The 16058-nt window shown below is 67.4% G+C and carries 15 protein-coding genes; 10 read left to right on the forward strand and 5 right to left on the reverse strand.

Features of this window, described 5'->3' with window-relative positions; all coding sequences use genetic code 11:
• Window positions 1-88: 88 nt before the first annotated feature.
• The 10 genes from rlmD (at window position 89) to GGR73_RS01785 (ending at window position 9869) form a co-directional block, all read left to right on the forward strand.
• Window positions 89-1423: a 23S rRNA (uracil(1939)-C(5))-methyltransferase RlmD gene (gene rlmD / locus GGR73_RS01740; RefSeq protein ID WP_184455374.1), complete on the forward strand. Its 1335-nt coding sequence runs from the start codon at window positions 89-91 to the stop codon at window positions 1421-1423.
• Window positions 1424-1526: 103 nt separating this feature from the next.
• Complete coding sequence (locus GGR73_RS01745; protein WP_154831674.1) at window positions 1527-2024, forward strand: CYTH domain-containing protein; 498 nt, start codon at window positions 1527-1529, stop codon at window positions 2022-2024.
• A gap of 150 nt (window positions 2025-2174) precedes the next feature.
• The gene (locus GGR73_RS01750) at window positions 2175-2858 is read left to right on the forward strand and encodes a DsbA family oxidoreductase (protein WP_024938026.1); all 684 of its coding nucleotides are present in this window, start codon (window positions 2175-2177) and stop codon (window positions 2856-2858) included.
• A 15-nt stretch (window positions 2859-2873) separates the two neighbouring features.
• Window positions 2874-3914 (forward strand): NAD(P)/FAD-dependent oxidoreductase, encoded by a 1041-nt coding sequence (locus GGR73_RS01755; protein ID WP_456362933.1) that lies wholly within the window; start codon window positions 2874-2876, stop codon window positions 3912-3914.
• Between the two features lie 186 nt (window positions 3915-4100).
• Entirely contained in the window at window positions 4101-5678 is a 1578-nt protein-coding gene (locus GGR73_RS01760) for a cryptochrome/photolyase family protein (RefSeq protein ID WP_184455378.1), read from the forward strand.
• A gap of 139 nt (window positions 5679-5817) precedes the next feature.
• A complete protein-coding gene (gene nagZ, locus GGR73_RS01765) occupies window positions 5818-6822 on the forward strand; it encodes a beta-N-acetylhexosaminidase (RefSeq protein ID WP_184455380.1) in 1005 nt (334 codons plus the stop codon).
• A complete protein-coding gene (locus GGR73_RS01770) occupies window positions 6822-7376 on the forward strand; it encodes a hypoxanthine-guanine phosphoribosyltransferase (protein ID WP_016903731.1) in 555 nt (184 codons plus the stop codon). The genes nagZ and GGR73_RS01770 overlap by 1 nt, the downstream gene beginning before the upstream one ends.
• 86 nt (window positions 7377-7462) lie before the next feature.
• Window positions 7463-8215: an S-methyl-5'-thioinosine phosphorylase gene (locus GGR73_RS01775; RefSeq protein ID WP_184455382.1), complete on the forward strand. Its 753-nt coding sequence runs from the start codon at window positions 7463-7465 to the stop codon at window positions 8213-8215.
• An 87-nt stretch (window positions 8216-8302) separates the two neighbouring features.
• Window positions 8303-8509 carry a transcription antiterminator/RNA stability regulator CspE gene (gene cspE, locus GGR73_RS01780; RefSeq protein WP_003488188.1) on the forward strand — a complete coding sequence of 69 codons (207 nt, stop codon included), beginning with the start codon at window positions 8303-8305 and terminating at the stop codon, window positions 8507-8509.
• A 94-nt stretch (window positions 8510-8603) separates the two neighbouring features.
• Complete coding sequence (locus tag GGR73_RS01785; protein ID WP_184455384.1) at window positions 8604-9869, forward strand: FAD-dependent oxidoreductase; 1266 nt, start codon at window positions 8604-8606, stop codon at window positions 9867-9869.
• Window positions 9870-9901: 32 nt separating this feature from the next.
• Here GGR73_RS01785 and pdeM read toward each other — a convergent pair whose 3' ends face one another.
• Genes pdeM through GGR73_RS01810 form a run of 5 tightly spaced genes read right to left on the reverse strand, consistent with a single transcriptional unit; the run spans window position 9902 to window position 15866 of the window.
• Window positions 9902-10546 (reverse strand): ligase-associated DNA damage response endonuclease PdeM, encoded by a 645-nt coding sequence (pdeM, locus tag GGR73_RS01790; protein ID WP_039528406.1) that lies wholly within the window; start codon window positions 10544-10546, stop codon window positions 9902-9904.
• A complete protein-coding gene (locus GGR73_RS01795; RefSeq protein WP_184455386.1) occupies window positions 10536-13028 on the reverse strand; it encodes a ligase-associated DNA damage response DEXH box helicase in 2493 nt (830 codons plus the stop codon). Before GGR73_RS01795 ends, pdeM begins: the two co-directional genes overlap by 11 nt.
• Window positions 13025-14629, reverse strand: coding sequence for an ATP-dependent DNA ligase (locus GGR73_RS01800; RefSeq protein WP_184455387.1), 1605 nt, complete (start codon window positions 14627-14629; stop codon window positions 13025-13027). Before GGR73_RS01800 ends, GGR73_RS01795 begins: the two co-directional genes overlap by 4 nt.
• On the reverse strand, window positions 14626-14859 hold the full coding sequence (locus GGR73_RS01805; RefSeq protein ID WP_184455389.1) for a hypothetical protein: 234 nt from the start codon (window positions 14857-14859) through the stop codon (window positions 14626-14628). The genes GGR73_RS01800 and GGR73_RS01805 overlap by 4 nt, the downstream gene beginning before the upstream one ends.
• On the reverse strand, window positions 14856-15866 hold the full coding sequence (locus GGR73_RS01810) for a ligase-associated DNA damage response exonuclease (protein WP_184455391.1): 1011 nt from the start codon (window positions 15864-15866) through the stop codon (window positions 14856-14858). Before GGR73_RS01810 ends, GGR73_RS01805 begins: the two co-directional genes overlap by 4 nt.
• Window positions 15867-16058: the final 192 nt, after the last annotated feature.

The following is a 16058-nucleotide window of genomic DNA, read 5'->3' on the forward strand; positions in this document are numbered from 1 at the left end:
GCACGACAATTGTTCCACCGCGCGAAGCGGCCGGGATCGGTCGCATCTGCGACAATACGCACCCTTTTTGCCCGCAGCTCGTCGCCACGTGGCCAGAACCCGAAACCGCTTCGACCGTACTCCGTTCCAGACCGCGATCACCGACCTCAGCCACGACGGGCGCGGTGTGGCCCGCCGCGATGGCGAGGGCGGCAAGGTCACCTTCATCAGTGGCGCCTTGCCCGGTGAGCTGGTGCGTGCCGAACCCACCGCGCGCAGCCGGCATTTTGACGAGGCCAGGACGGTGGAGGTGCTGGAGGCATCGCCGCAGCGGGTGACCCCGCGCTGCCCGCATTTCGGCGTCTGCGCCGGCTGCGTGCTGCAGCATCTGGAAGAGTCGCAGCAGATCGTGGCCAAGCAGCGCGTGCTGATGGACAACCTGGAGCGCATCGGCCACGTCACACCGCAGGCGGTGCTGCCGGCACTGGTCGGCGATACCTGGGGCTATCGGCGCAAGGGCCGCTTTTCGGTCCGTCGCGTCGAAAAGAAGGACAAGACCCTGGTCGGCTTTCGCGAGCTGGATCCGCGCTTCGTGGCCGATCTGTCGGTCTGCTACACGGTGATCCCGCAGATCGGCGAGAAGATTCCGCAGCTGGCGGCGCTGGTCGAAGGCCTGGATGGCAAGCGCGACGTCCCGCAGATCGAATTCATTGCCGGCGACGAGGCGGTGGTGTTGACCATCCGCCATCTGCAGCCGCTCAGCGAGCGCGACCTGCAGGCGCTGACCGCGTTCGCCCAGGCGCACGGCTTTGCGATCTTCCTGCAGCCCGGTGGCGTTGAGAGCGTGCATCCGCTATGGCCGCAGGAGGTGCCGCTGTCGTTCCGCCTGCCGCAGTGGGATGTGGAGCTGGCATTCCGGCCGCTGGATTTCATCCAGGTCAATGCCTCGCTCAACCAGAAGATGATCGCGCATGCGCTGGCGCTGCTCGACGCCGGGCCGGACGACCGCGTGCTGGATCTGTTCTGCGGGCTGGGCAATTTCACCCTGCCGCTGGCGCGCGGTGTGCGCGAAGTGGTCGGCGTGGAGGGCGATGCCGGGCTGGTGGCACGCGCCCGGGACAACGCGCAGCGCAACGGTCTGACCAATGCGCAGTTCCATGCGGCCGACCTGACCCAGGACCAGCGTAACGCGGCGTGGATGCGGCAGGGCTTCGACAAGCTGCTGCTGGACCCACCGCGCTCGGGCGCGCTGGAAGTGTTGCAGCAGCTGCCGCTGAAAAAATTCGAGCGCATCGTCTATGTGAGCTGCCACCCCGGCTCGCTGGCGCGCGACGCCGGTTACCTGGTCAACGAGCAGGGCTTCACGCTCAAGGCCGCCGGCGCGATGGACATGTTTCCGCATACCGCGCATGTGGAAAGCATCGCGGTGTTCGAGAGGCGGTGATTGGGGATTGGGCATTGGGGATTCGCAGGAGCGCATTCCCTAAGCCCGCCAGTTAGCCGCTGTGACCAATCCCCAATCCCGAATCTCTAATCCCCAAAATCCCATGCCCATCGAAATCGAACGCAAATTCCTGGTCACCGGCGAGGGCTGGCGCAGCGCCGCGCATGCGGTGATCCCGATGGCACAGGGCTATATCAACGATCAGGCGGCGTTGCGCAGCGGTGCGCAGAACGCATCGGTACGGGTGCGCATCCAGGGCGAGAGCGCGTTTCTCAATCTGAAATCGCGTGAGGTGGGGCATACCCGGCAGGAGTTCGAGTACCCAATTCCGGTGGTCGAGGCGCGTGCGCTGCTGGCGCTGTGTGTCGGCGGTCTGATCGACAAGCGCCGGCACCTGGTCCAGTACCAGGGGCATGTGTGGGAAGTGGACGAATTCCTCGGCGACAACGCCGGGCTGGTGGTGGCCGAGATCGAACTCGGCAATGCCGACGAGGCCTTCGCCAAACCCGAGTGGATCGGCGCCGAAGTCACCGACGATGTGCGCTACTACAACCTGGCACTGGCCTCGCATCCGTTCAAGCACTGGAGCGGGGATTTGTAAGTCGGGATTGGGGATTGGGCATTCGGGATTCGTAAAAGCTAACGCGATGCGTCGGAGTTGGGGCTGATTGCGTTGCGCCCCCCCAGTCCCTGCCTTGGTATTGGGTTTATGCTTTGCGAGTCCCCAATGACGAATCTCCAATCCCCGCCCATGCGCATCGATATCTGGTCTGACGTGGTCTGCCCCTGGTGCTGGATCGGCAAGCGCCGTTTCGAGCAGGCGGTGGCCGCACTCGGTGCGCAGGCACCGGCGCTGGACATCCATTACCACGCCTTCCAGCTGGACCCAGATGCTGGCCTGGAGCCGACCCCGCTGCGTGATGCGCTGGCGCAAAAGTTCGGCGGTGCCGCGCGCGTGGAGCAGATGCTGGCGCAGACCCAGGCCACTGCGCGCGCCGAAGGCCTGCCGTTCGATTTCGGGCGTGGGCAGGTGCAGGTCAGCACATTGCGCGCGCATCGGCTGATCTGGCTGGCCAGCCGCGAGGGCGATGTCCAGGCCGTGATCGAAGCGCTGTTCCATGCGCATTTTGCCGAAGGCCAAAACGTTGGTGCCACCGAAACGCTGGTCGCTGCCGGGTCCGCTGGCGGTCTGGACGAGGCCCGCGTGCGCGCGCTGCTGGACTCCGACGAAGGCGTCGTTGCCGTCGAGGCGCAGCTGGCGCAGGCCGCTGCGCTGGGAATCCGTGCGGTGCCCAGTTTCGTCATCGATGGACGCAGCCTGATCCAGGGCGCGCAGCCGCCGGAGAGCTTTGCGCAGGCACTGTTGCAGCTGGCCGCCGAATCGGCGCCGATCGGTGGTCCCGATGCCTGCGGGCCGGACGGCTGCGCGGTGTGAACGGCCGGCGGCGTGTTGCAACGGCCTGCCGCTGACGAGATGACGCGGCCCACTCCATCGAGGACGGTTGCGGTGATCGGCGCCGGGCTGGCAGGACTTGCCTGCGCGCAACGGCTGCAGGCTTCGGGATTGACCGTGACGTTGTTCGAGCAGGGCGACATGCCCGGCGGACGCATGCGCAGCTGTGGCGGCGCTGGCTGGCAGTGCGATCACGGCGCGCAGTATTTCACCGCCCGCGACCCGGCGTTTGCCGCAGTAGTGGAGGCATGGATTGCGCGCGGTGACGCGGCGGTCTGGCCTGCGCGCGTCGCCAGTTGGGATGGCACCGACCTGCGTGCGTCGCAGGGCGGGTTGACGCGCTTTGTCGGGGTGCCGGACATGGGCGCACCGGCGCGTGCGCTGGCGGCAGCCCTGAATATTCGGTTGGGCAGCTCTGTGCGATCGCTGCAGCGCAGTGGCGACACCTGGCAACTGCAGGTGGCAGAAGACCGAACGACACGCAACTGCCGCTTCGACATCGTGCTGCTGGCGGTACCGGCACCGCTTGCAGCTGCATTGCTGGCGGACGGCGCGCCCACGCTGGCGACGACGGCCGCCAACGCACGGATGCAGCCGGCCTGGGCGGTGGTGCTGCGTTTCGACATGCCGGTCGACCCCGGGTACGACGCATTGTTCGTCAACGCCGGCCCGTTGCGCTGGGTGGCACGCAACGCCAGCAAGCCGGGCAGGGATGGCGTGGAAACCTGGCTGCTGCATGCCACTGCCGACTGGAGTCGGGCGCATCTGGACGCAACGCCTGAAACGGTGACTGCCAGCGTGTTGCCCGCGTTGGCCGCGCTCGGCCTGCCCCTGCCGCAGTCCTGCGATGCGTATCGCTGGACGGTGGCCAGCACTGAGCCTGCCTTGCAGATCGGCTGTGCCTGGGATGCGCCGTTGAGCATCGGCATCTGCGGCGACTGGTTGGCCGGTGGCAAGGTCGAAGGGGCCTGGCAAAGCGGTGTGGCCTTGGCTGCGCGTGTGTGTGCCGGCGATGCCGCCTGCAGTGGGCAGGAGTGATGCGGTGGCATGCGCGGCGGGAGATATGCGCTGGCGTGTCGATGCAGAGCGCGTCTGCACGCCAGGCCGTTCGCCAACGCAAACGGGCCGCGCAGGCATGGCAGACCATGTGCCGCTATGCAGTGCGCGCGCGCGTGCAACCTCGATCGCTGCGATGCTTTGTGCGCGTGCACGCGTCCGGCATAGATGAGCAATCCTGACGCGACCGCAGCCGAGCGTCACCCGCAGCCAGCTGCACACACGCTGCGCCTGGTCCTGGGCGATCAGCTCAACCCGCAACACAGCTGGTTCGATGTCACCGATGCGGGCGTGGTCTACGTGCTGATGGAAGTGCGCGAGGAAACTGACTACGTGCTGCACCACGCGCAGAAGATCCTGGCGATCTTCGCGGCGATGCGCGCGTTTGCCGCGCGTCTGCGGCAGGCCGGTCATCGGGTGCGTTACGTGGCCATCGACAATCCCAGCAATCGGCAATCGATTCCCGCCAATCTGGACGCGCTGATCGCGCATTACCGCGCCAGCCAGCTGGAGTATCAGGCGCCGGACGAATGGCGGCTGGACGAAGCATTGCAGCACTGGTGCGCGCGGCAGCCGTTCGCCACGCGCATGGTCGACAGCGAACATTTCCTGACCGAGCGCGATGAGGTGGCCGGGTGTTTTCGCGCTGGCGGCCAATGGCGCATGGAAGTGTTCTATCGAAAGATGCGCCGCCGCCACCTGATCCTGCTCGATGCCGCAGGCGAGCCGGAAGGCGGGCGCTGGAATTTCGATCACGACAACCGTGCGCCATGGCCAGGCGATCCGCCCGCGCCGCAGGAGTGGCGCGCCGCGCACGATCACCGCGCGCTGTGGAGTGTCATCGAGGCAGCCGGCGTGCACAGCTTCGGTGCGCCGAATGCCGATGCGCTGCCGTGGCCGCTGGATCGCGACGAAGCCTTGCAGCACCTGGATGCCTTCATCACGCATGCGTTGCCGCACTTCGGTCGCTACGAGGATGCGATGAGCACGCGCAGCCCGCGTCTGTTCCATTCGCTGCTGTCGTTCGCGCTCAACGTCAAGCTGCTGCATCCGCGCGAGGTGATCGCACGCGCGGAGGCGGCCCTGCATGACGGGCATGCGCCGCTGGCATCGGTGGAAGGCTTCATCCGTCAGATCCTGGGCTGGCGCGAATACGTGCGCGGCGTGTATTGGTCGCAGATGCCCGGTTACGCGCTGTCCAATCGGCTCGACCAGCATGCGCCGCTGCCGCACTGGTTCTGGGACGGGCAGATCGGCATGCGCTGCCTGGCCGATGCGATCGGCAATTCGCTGACCAACGCGCATGCGCACCACATCCAGCGGCTGATGGTGATCGGCAATTTCGCGCTGCTGGCGGGGCTGGACCCGCAGGCCCTGCATCGCTGGTACCTGGGCATCTACATCGATGCGTTCGAGTGGGTGGAGCTGCCCAATACGGTCGGCATGAGCCAGTTCGCCGACGGCGGCCTGCTCGGCAGCAAGCCGTACATCAGCGGCGCGGCCTATATCGACCGCATGAGCGATTACTGTGGTGGCTGCCGCTATCAGCGCAAGGTGCGGGTGGGCCCGCAGGCCTGTCCGTACAACGCGCTGTACTGGGATTTCCTGGCGCGGCAGCGCACGCTGCTGGGCGCCAACGAGCGCCTGGCGCTGCCCTACCGGCAGCTCGACGCCATGGCACCGGAGGTACTGGAGCAGGTGCAGGCGCAGGCCGCGCACTGGCGGGCGAATCTGGAGGTGCTTTGAGCTGCAGCCGAAGGGCAGCGACCGGGCCGAGACGGCCCGAGACACGGGCCTGCCTGAATGCGCGATCTGACGCTGCAACGCGCATCTGCGACAATGCCGCGCTGCGCCAACGTGGCGCCTGGCCCGGGAGTCCCCCAACATGCTTCTGATCGGCGTTGCCGGTACCGAACTCAGCGCACAGGAACGCGACTGGCTGCAGCACGACGCGGTCGCCGGCGTGGTGCTGTTCAAGCGCAACTTCGCCTCGCGCACGCAGGTGGCCGAGCTGTCTGCGTCCATCCGCGCGGCCGCACCGCGCACGGTGCTGATCTGCGTGGACCAGGAAGGCGGGCGCGTACAGCGCTTTCGCGACGGCTACAGCGCCCTGGCGCCGCTGCAGAGCTTCGGCGCGCAGTACGCGCAGGACCCCGAGGCCGCGCTCGCCGCCGCGCGCGCGCATGCGCAGCTGATGGCCAGCGAAGTGCGTGCCAGCGGCGTGGACCTGAGCTTCGCGCCGGTGGTGGACCTGGGCCGCGGCAACCGCGCCATCGGCGATCGTGCCTTCAGCGACGATCCGCAGATCGTGGCCAGCTTCACCCGCGCCTATGTGCAGGCGCTGCACGGCGCCGGCATGGCCGCCACGCTCAAGCATTTCCCCGGCCACGGCACCGTGCTGGAAGACACCCACGTCGACCATGCCAGCGACCCGCGTCCGCTGGAGGTCCTGTTGGCCGAAGATCTGCTGCCGTTTATGGCCGGCATCGAGGCCGGTGCCGACGCGGTGATGATGGCGCACGTGGTCTACCCGCAGGTCGCCCCGGAACCGGCCGGCTATTCGCCGCGCTGGATCGAGCAAATCCTGCGCGGGCAACTGGGCTTTCGCGGCGTGGTGTTCTCCGACGACATCGGCATGGCTGCCTCGTTCAGCGCCGGCGGCGTGGCCGGCCGGGTGCATGCGCATCTGGATGCCGGTTGCGACGTGGTGCTGGTCTGCCACCCGGAACTGGTCGACGAATCGCTGCAGGCCGTGCAAGGCCGCAGCCTCAACACCGCAGCATTGATCGGCCTGATCGGCCGCGGCGCGCTGGGCTGGGATGGCCTGCTCGCCGGCTCCGACGCCTCATTCACCACTCCCCTTTCCGCCTCTTTCGGAACAACTGCCTGATGTCCACGCTCACCATTTCCCAGGCCCTGGCCCAAGCCGATCTGCTGGTCGACCGCCCTGCCATCGATGCGGCCGTCGCCAGCATTGCCGACGCGATCGCGCGCGACTATGCCGGCGAAGTGCCGGTATATCTCACCATCATGCACGGCGCGTTGCCGTTCTCCGGCCAGCTGGCGCTGGAGCTGGGCGCACGCGGCCAGGACCTGCAGTTCGATTACCTGCATGCCACCCGTTACCGCGGCGAAACCACCGGCGGCGAGCTGGTGTGGAAGCACCGTCCGGCCACTGCGCTGTTCGGTCGCCGGGTGATCCTGGTCGACGACATCCTCGACGAGGGCTACACGCTGCAGGGCGTGCGCCAGTGGTGCCTGGAGCAGGGCGCCACCGACGTGCGCGTGGCGGTGTTGACCGTCAAGCGTCACGACCGTTGCGTGCCTGGTGTGGCCGCCGACTACGTCGGCGTGGAAGTGGCCGACCGTTACGTGTTCGGCTTCGGCATGGACGTCAACGAGCAGCTGCGCGGCATTCCCGCCATCTACGCGATGAAGCAGTAACTGCCGCAGTTTGCCCGCGTCGCTGCGGGCAGCCCGGCGCGCAGGGCTGCGCGTCACCATCCTGTCCTTCGTTGCAGAGGTTGCTTGTGTCCTCCACTTCCATCGCATTGGCCGTCATCGGCGGCACCGGCGTCTACAAGCTCGCACAGCTGGATCAGGTGCAGACGCACGACATCGAAACACCGTATGGCGCGCCCTCCGGCCCGATTCGCGTGGGCATGTTGCTGGGCCACCGCGTGGCATTCCTGGCGCGCCATGGCGAAGGCCATTCGCTGCCGCCGCACAAGGTGAATTACCGCGCAAACATCGCTGCGCTGCAGCAAATCGGTGCTGCGCGGGTGCTGGCGCTCAATACCGTCGGCGGCATCACCGATCAGTTCGGCCCACGCGTGCTGGCGTGCCCGGATCAGCTGATCGATTACACCTGGGGCCGCGTGTCCACCTTCTGCGAAGAGCCAGGCAGCGAGGTGCAGCACGTGGATTTCGGCCATCCGTATTCGCCGATGTTCCGCAGCAAGGTCATCGCCGCCGCCAAGGTGACCGGCGTCACGATGGTCGCCGGCGGATGTTACGGCGCAACCCAGGGACCGCGACTGGAAACGATTGCAGAGATCGCCCGCATGCGTCGCGACGGCTGCGATCTGGTCGGCATGACCGGCATGCCCGAAGCGGCTCTGGCACGCGAAAAAGGCCTGGAATACGCATGTTTGGCGATCGTGGCCAACTGGGCGGCCGGCTGTGGCGACGCGCAGGAAATCACCATGGCGGAGGTGTTGGCCAACGTCGATGCCGCCTCGTCCGGATTGCCGGAGCTGATCGGCGAACTTGCACGCGGGTGATTGTCATCGGGGCATAAGCTTTGCATACTCGGCGCGTACGCATCGCCGTACACCACCCATTAATTATTGCAAAGGTCTCGCATCACCATGCCGAACGGTACCGTCAAGTGGTTCAACGACGCCAAGGGATTTGGCTTCATCTCACCGGAGGACGGCAGCGCCGATGTCTTCGCGCACTTCTCCGCGATCAACTCCAAGGGCTTCCGCAGCCTGCAGGAAGGCCAGCGCGTCAGTTATGACGTGACCCAGGGCCCCAAGGGTGCCCAGGCTTCGAACATCACGCCGGTCGAGTGATGTGACTCGATTGTGCGGTTGAAGAACCCCGCCACGGCGGGGTTTTTTTTGCATCGGCCCATGCGGGGGCGGTGCCGTCCAGGGAGCGAAGGACATGCAGCGAGCATTGCGCATTGCGGTAGTGGGTTATGGAACGGCGGGGCAGGCACTGGCCGTGCTGCTGGGCGCCGACGGGCACCGGCTGGACGTGTTCGAACGTGCCGCCACGCCCGGGCCGGTGGGAGCGGGCTTCCTGCTGCAGCCTAGCGGGTTGCAGGTGCTGTGGAAGATGGGCTTGCTGCCGCAGGCGCTCGCGCATGGCGCACCGGTGCGCCGGCTGTATGGCGAAACACCGTGCGGACGCGCGGTGATGGACATGCAGTACCGCGATCTGGATGCGCGGCTGATGGGCCTGGGCATGCAGCGCGGCGCCTTGTTTACGCTGTTGCGCGAAGCCTGGCCAGAGCACGCGCAGCTGCATGTGGATACCCAGATCACTGCGATCGATCACGACGGCGCGCGCGTGCAGGACCAGCGCGGGCACTGGCACGGCCCCTACGATCTGATCATCGCCGCCGATGGTTCTGCATCGAACTTGCGCGCGCAGGCGCAGGGCACGCGGCTGGATCGGGTGTATCCGTGGGGTGCGTTGTGGTGCTTGCTGCCACGCGAGGACTGGCCGTTCGTCGATGAGTTGCGCCAGCGCTATGTCGGCGCGCGCAAGATGATCGGCCTGCTGCCGGTGGGCACGCGCCCGGGCGACGCCACCCCGCGGCTGAGTTTTTTCTGGAGCCTGCCGTGCAGCGATTTTGCCGCGTGGGAACAGCGCGGCATTGCCGCATGGCGGCAGGAGATTGCGCAGATGTGGCCGGATGCATATGCGCGTCTGGAAACCGTGCAAGTGCATGGCGCATTGGCGCGTGCGAGTTATCGCGATGCGGTGGTCACGCGCTGGCATCGCGGCCGCTTCGTGCTGGCCGGCGATGCCGCGCATGCGATGAGTCCGCAGCTGGGGCAGGGCGTCAACATGGCGCTGCTGGATGCGTTGGCGATGCGCGATGCCTTGCGGGTCGGCGCCGATCTGGATGCGGCCTTGCAGCATTATCAGCGCGAGCGCCAGGCGCATGTGGCGATCTATCACCGCTGGAGCCGTTGGCTGACACCGTTGTTCCAGTCCGAACGAGATCTCTGGGCCCACGGGCGCGATCTGCTGCTGCGCCCGATGGGACGCGTGCCCGGCGGACGCGGGCATATGCTGCGGGTGCTCAGCGGCACCCAGCACGGCTGGTTCGGCAAGCTGGCACTGGCGCCGGACTTTGTGGACGCGTTGGCGCAACCGGTGCCGCGTGTTGCCGTCGACAAGGCCGAAGCGGCCGCATAGAAGAAGCGGCGGCCTACGCAGTGCCGCGCCCGCTAACGCACCGGCAATGCCAGCGCATCGTCTTCCACGCAGGCGACCAGGCGCTCGCCTTCGACCAGCGTTGGCACGATGCCCGCGGTGAAATGCGAGAACGCCGGCAGGATGGTGACGCGCTCGCGCAACCAGAACGCCGGCCAGCGACGCGACATGCCGGGCAGTGCGGCCAGCGGATGCAGGTGCCCGCACAGCACGTGTCCGGTCGGATGCGGCAGCGGATCGTGGCGCAGCACGAAGGGACCATCTTCGACCTGTTCGCCGGCCGCTTCGATGTGCAGATCCGCACCGGCCAACGCGCGGTCGTGGTTGCCGCGGATGGCGATCACGCGCAACGCGCAATGGCGCTCGCGCCATGCGCTCCAGCGGCGATGCCAGGCCGCGCGCGGTACGGGGCCGTGCAGCAGGTCGCCGAGGATCCATAACGCGTCCACCGTGCGCTGTTGCAGCAGCGCATCCAGCCGCTCCAGATCGTGCGCGGTGCCGCCGGCCGGCATTCCGATGCCGGCGCGACGGAACACATCGGCCTTGCCCAGATGCAGGTCGGCGATCAGCAAGGCGCGTTGCGCCGGTCGATACAGCGCGCGTTCGCCGAGCAGTTCCACTGTTTCGCCAGCAAGCTGCAACTGCACGCTATCGCCCATGTTTACGCTCCAGTTGTTCGGCAGCGCGCAACACGCGGGCCTTCCAGTCTTCGGTACTCAGTTGGCCGCGCACGCGTTCGGCCCATAATGGAAACGACAGTGGGGTGAGGCTGCGCGGTTTGCACAGGCGCAGTTCGCGCCGCGCGCAATCTTCCAGTGCATGCGCAAGCCGCGCCAGTTCGAGCTGACCTTCGAACACTTCGCGCTCGGCCTGGGCAAGCAGCAGGTGATCGGGGTCGAAACGTTGCAATACGTCGTACAGCAATCCGCTGGAGGCCTGCAGCTGCCGCAGGCTGCGTGGTGCACGGCCAGGCAGCGATGGCGACAGCAAGCCGGCCACGCGCGCGATCTCGCGGAACTGGCGGCGTGCCAGTTCGCCCAGGTTGAGGCTGTCGCGCAGATCGGCAAACAAACCCTCCGGCGACAGCAACGCCTGCAGGACGTTTGCATCGAGTTCCACATCCTGCGCCGGTGACAGCACGAATCCGTAATCGTTGGCAGCAAAACTGAAGGTATTGCGCTGACGCCTGCCCCAGCGCGCTGCCAGCAACGCGGCCAGCCCTTCGTTGACCTGGCGGCCAGCGAACGGATACACGAACACGTGCCGGCCATCGCGCGCCTTGATGCTTTCCACCACCAAATGGTCCGGGCCGGGCAGCGAGGACAGCGAGGCCTGCAGGCGCAGCAACGGCGCCAGCGCCTGCATTTCCGGCGCGTCGCCGGGATCGGCAAACACCGCTTCGACCTCGCGCCCCAGGGCCGACGACAACGGCATGCGTCCACCCATCCATTTGGGCACCACGCCGCTGCCACCCTTGGCCACGCGCACGTAGGCGGTCATGTCTTCCAGCCGCACCAGCTCCAGCAAACGGCCGGCAAACTGAAACCGATCGCCACGGCGCAGGCGGCCGACGAACTGCTCCTCCACCGCGCCCAGGCGGCCGCCGCGCAGGAACTGCACGCGCACGCTGCCGTCGCTGGTGATCGTGCCGATGGACAGGCGATGCCGCAGCGCGACGCGCCGGTCGATGACCCGGTACACGCCTTCCTCGTCGCGCACGACCTTGTGGAAATCCGGGTAATGCGCCAGCGCGCTGCCGCCCTGCACGATGAAGTCCAGCACCGCCTGCCAGGTGGCGTGATCCAGTGCCGCAAACGCATCGGTGCCGCGCACCTGCTCGAACAAGGCATCGGCCTGAAAACCGCCGCCCAATGCCAGGGTCACGCAGTGCTGCGCCAACACGTCCAGCGACAGGCGCGGCGGCGGCCGTGCCTCGATCTGGCCATGCACGATGGCGCGTCGCGCGGCAGCGTATTCCACCAGTTCCAGCGCATGCGAGGGCACGCACACCACATGCCCGGATTCGCCCGGACGGTGGCGCGCGCGGCCGGCACGTTGCAGCAGGCGCGCAATGCCCTTGGGGCTGCCGACCTGCAGCACCTGATCGACAGCCGGGAAGTCCACGCCCAGATCCAGGCTGGACGTGGCGACCACACAACGCAGGCTGCCGTCGCGCAGGCCTTGCTCGGCCGCCGCGCGCAAGGACGGGTCCAGCGAGCCGTGATGCAACGCGAGCGTGGCCAGATCGTCCGGCCACACCGCACTCAAGGCCTGATGCCACAACTCGGCCTGGGCGCGCGTATTGGTGAACACCAGGCTGGTGCGCTGCTGCATGATCTTCTGCAGCACGCGCGCCAGCTGCGCCAGGCCCAGATGCCCGGCCCACGGAAAGCGCTCGCCGCTGTCGGGCAGCAGCGTCTCCAGGGTCATCGCGCGGGGTTTGACGCCCGACACCAGCGCGGCATCGGGGCGATGCGGCAACAGCACGTCGCGCGCCTGCGCCAGGTTGCCCAGCGTTGCCGACAGGCCCCAGATGCGCAGCTGCGGCGCCCAGCCGCGCAGCCGCGCCAGGCACAGCTGCAGCAGCACGCCACGCTTGTTGCCGAGCAGCTCATGCCATTCGTCGACGATCACGCAGCGCAGTGCCGACAGCTGCGGCGCGGTGTCGGGATACGACAACAGCAAGGCCAGCGATTCGGGCGTGGTGACCAGCACATCGAGCTTGCCGCTGCGCGCCAGCCGCTTGTCGCGCGCGCTGGCGTCGCCGGTACGCAGGCCCACCTGCCAATCCAGCCCCAGGGCCTCCACCGGCTCGCGCAGCGCGCGTGCGGTATCGGCGGCGAGTGCGCGCAGGGGCGTGATCCACAGCACCTGCAGCGTGCGCTGCTGTTGGCGTCGCGCGGCCGCGGCGGGCTTGCTCGCCGGCTTGCGTCCACGCGTGGACAAGGCCTCCAGTAGCGGCCCACCGAAGGCTGCCAGCGTCTTGCCGCTGCCGGTGGGGGTATGCAGCAAGCCGGACTCGCCCGCGAGATAGCGCTTCCACACATCGCGTTGAAACGGCAACGGCGCCCAACCGCGCTGCGCGAACCAGGCACGCCATTGCTGCAAGGGCGTGCCGCGCGTCTGCGCCGCAACACTCACCGTGCCAGCGCCTGCAGGCTGCTCAGGTGATCGGCCTCGTTCATCGGCTTGTCCTGTCGCCAGCGCAGGATGCGCGGGAAGCGCACCGCAATGCCGGACTTGTGCCGCGCGCTGCGGTTGACCGCTTCGAACCCCAGTTCGAAGACATGGTGCGCGGTGACCGCACGCACCGGGCCGAAGCGTTCGGTGGTGTTGGCGCGGATCCAGCGATCCAGCTGCAGGATCTCCTTGTCGTCCAGCCCCGAGTAGGCCTTGGCGATCGGCACCAGCTGGCCCTCGTGCCACAGCCCGAAGGTGTAGTCGGTATACAGCGTGCTGCGGCGGCCATGGCCGGCCTGCGCGTACAGCAGCACCGCATCGATGGTGAGCGGGTCGATCTTCCATTTCCACCAGTCGCCGCGCCGGCGGCCGGACTGGTAGCTGGAGCTGGCGCGCTTGAGCATCAGCCCTTCCACGCCGCGCTCGCGCGCATCCAGCCGCAACTGCGCGGCTGCCTGCCAGTCGCCGGCCTGCACCAGCGGCGAGGCGACGATGCGCGGGTCGGCGAGCGTGCTCAGCACGCCTTCCAGCAATGCGCGACGCTCCTGCAAGGGGCGCTCGCGCAAATCCTCGCCATCGAGTTCGAGCAAGTCGTAAGCGACCACGCGCGCCGGCGCCGCCGCCAATGTCTTCGGCCCGGGCTTGAGCCGCTGGATGCGCGTCTGCAAGGCGGTGAACGGCATCGGCAAGGACTGCTCCGGTTGCCAGGCCAGCAGCTCGCCATCGATGACCGTGCCGTCGGGCAACTGCAGCGCGGCCTGTTCGATCTCCGGGAAACGGCCATCCAGGCGTTCCTCGCCACGCGACCACAACGCCGCTTCGCCAGCGCGCCGGATCAGCTGCAGGCGAATGCCGTCCCACTTCCATTCCAGCAACCAGTCATCGACCGCGCCCAGCGTTTCGACCTCGGCTTCGAGTGGCGAGGCGAGAAAGAACGGGTAGGGCTGCTGGCGATCGCCGGGCAGTTCCTCGGCGGTCAGCAGAGTGGCCAGATAGCCCGGATGCGGCCGCCAGCTGCCGAGCATGCGCTGTGCAATGCGCGCGATCTCTATCCCGGACATCTCCGCCAGCGCCTGCTGCACCAGTCGCTGCGACACCCCCACGCGCAGGGCGCCGGTGAGCAGCTTGTTGAACACCAGGCGCTCATCGAAAGCCAGGCTGCGCCACGCCTGCACGATGCAGGCCTTGCGCACCTCCACGTCCTGGTTGGCGATCGGCAGCAACCGCTGTTCAATCCACTCGGCCAACGGCAGATCGGCCGCCTCGGCGATCGGGTCGTCCAGCAACAAGGCCAGGGTCTCGGCCAGATCGCCGACATGGTCGTAGCTGTCGGCCACCAGCCAGTCGGCGATGCCGGCGGTGTCGGTGATCCATTCGCGCAGTTCGCCGCTGCTGGCGATGCGCATGCGCGTGCTGGCCACCTTGCCACCGGCCAGCAGATACAGCGCCCACGCCGCATCGAACGGTGGCGCACTGCGGAAATACGCGACCAAGGCTGCACGCTTGTCGAGCGTGCCGGTGCTGCGATCCAGGGTGCGGTACAACGCGGCAAATCGCTTCACGCCGCGCCCTGCAGCTTGGTGCGGTTGTCGGCAGCACGCAGTTCCAGCGCGCGCCGCGTAAATGCGCCCAGGCAGCGCAGGCGCCGGTAAGGCCGTGGCGGCCCGATCACCGCCGCCGGCAGTGCGCGGTGCACGCGAAACGCCAATGCGTGGCGACGGAACGCGAGTGCGCCGGTCAAGCGGATCCGTGGGCGCGCGCGCGCATAACGACGTGCAGGCAAGGGGTTCATTCCTCGGCTCCGAAATCGGTACGGAAGGCTTCGGCAGCGACGCCGCGTTCCAGCAGGTGCTGAATCAAGGCATCGGTGTTGCCGTGGGTGGCGATCACCCGCCGTGCGCCGGTGTCTTCGATGGTGCGCAGCAGGTCCGGCCAGTCGGCATGATCGGACACCACAAAACCGCGGTCATAGTTGCGCCGACGGCGATTGCCGCGAATGCGCATCCAGCCCGATGCGAAACCCTGTTGCGCGTGCCGGAAGCGACGGATCCAGGCGCTGCCGGCCGCCGATGGCGGCGCCAGGACCAGTTGCCCGGCATAGTCGGCGCCACGCGCATGTTCGCTGACCGGTTGGGTATCCAGCATCGGGATGCCGGCCTGGCGATACACCTCCACGCCCACCGCAATCGCGCCATGCAGCAAGGCTGGTTGCGTATCCCAGGCGCGCAATTCCGCCAATACGCGTTGCGCCTTGCCCAGGGCATAGCAATACAGAATGGCGGCCTCGCCGCGCTCTGCACATTCGTGGCGCCAGGCGACGATGTCGGCCGCGACATCGGCGGTATCCGGCCAGCGATACACCGGCAGCCCAAAGGTCGCTTCGGTGATGAAGGTGTCGCAGGGCACCACTTCGAACGGTTTGCAGGTGGGATCGTGCTGGCGCTTGTAGTCGCCCGATGCAACCCAGACTTCGCCATCCACCTCGATGCGCACCTGCGCCGAGCCGAGCACATGCCCGGCCGGATGCAACGACACCCGCGCGCGTCCCAGTTCGAAGGCTTCGCCGTCGGCATGCGTGTGATAGACCTGCTGGCCCAGGCGCCACTGCAGGATCGGCAAGCTCTCGTGCGTGCAGTGGTATTCGCCCATGCCGCTGCGTGCGTGGTCGCCATGCCCATGCGTGATCACCGCACGTGGCACCGGCCGCCAGGGATCGATATGGAAGTCGCCCTGCGGGCAATACAGGCCTTCGGGGCCAAGCACCACCAGATCGCCAAGTTGTCCGTTGCCGTTGCGCATGCGGCAACTCTGGCCAAGCCGGTGTGCAGATCCTGAGAATGGGAATGGCACGCATCGACGCACCACTGCGGCAAGGCTTGCAGATCGCAATCGCTAGTCGAGCCAGTGCGCGATCAAGGCAAGGCCATCGACTCGAGCAAGCGCCTGGCGTGGCATGAGCTGTCCGTCAATGCAGCACGCCCGCCGCCAGCT

Source organism: Xanthomonas sp. F14, assembly GCF_014199865.1.

Coding starts and splice junctions, on each gene's coding strand:
- GGR73_RS01745 (WP_154831674.1), top strand. CDS start 1,527: ATGCCCATCGAAATCGAACGCAAATTCCTGGTCACCGGCGAGGGCTGG.
- GGR73_RS01750 (WP_024938026.1), top strand. CDS start 2,175: ATGCGCATCGATATCTGGTCTGACGTGGTCTGCCCCTGGTGCTGGATC.
- GGR73_RS01760 (WP_184455378.1), top strand. CDS start 4,101: ATGAGCAATCCTGACGCGACCGCAGCCGAGCGTCACCCGCAGCCAGCT.
- nagZ (WP_184455380.1), top strand. CDS start 5,818: ATGCTTCTGATCGGCGTTGCCGGTACCGAACTCAGCGCACAGGAACGC.
- GGR73_RS01770 (WP_016903731.1), top strand. CDS start 6,822: ATGTCCACGCTCACCATTTCCCAGGCCCTGGCCCAAGCCGATCTGCTG.
- cspE (WP_003488188.1), top strand. CDS start 8,303: ATGCCGAACGGTACCGTCAAGTGGTTCAACGACGCCAAGGGATTTGGC.
- GGR73_RS01785 (WP_184455384.1), top strand. CDS start 8,604: ATGCAGCGAGCATTGCGCATTGCGGTAGTGGGTTATGGAACGGCGGGG.
- pdeM (WP_039528406.1), bottom strand. CDS start 10,546: ATGGGCGATAGCGTGCAGTTGCAGCTTGCTGGCGAAACAGTGGAACTG.
- GGR73_RS01805 (WP_184455389.1), bottom strand. CDS start 14,859: ATGAACCCCTTGCCTGCACGTCGTTATGCGCGCGCGCGCCCACGGATC.
- GGR73_RS01810 (WP_184455391.1), bottom strand. CDS start 15,866: ATGCGCAACGGCAACGGACAACTTGGCGATCTGGTGGTGCTTGGCCCC.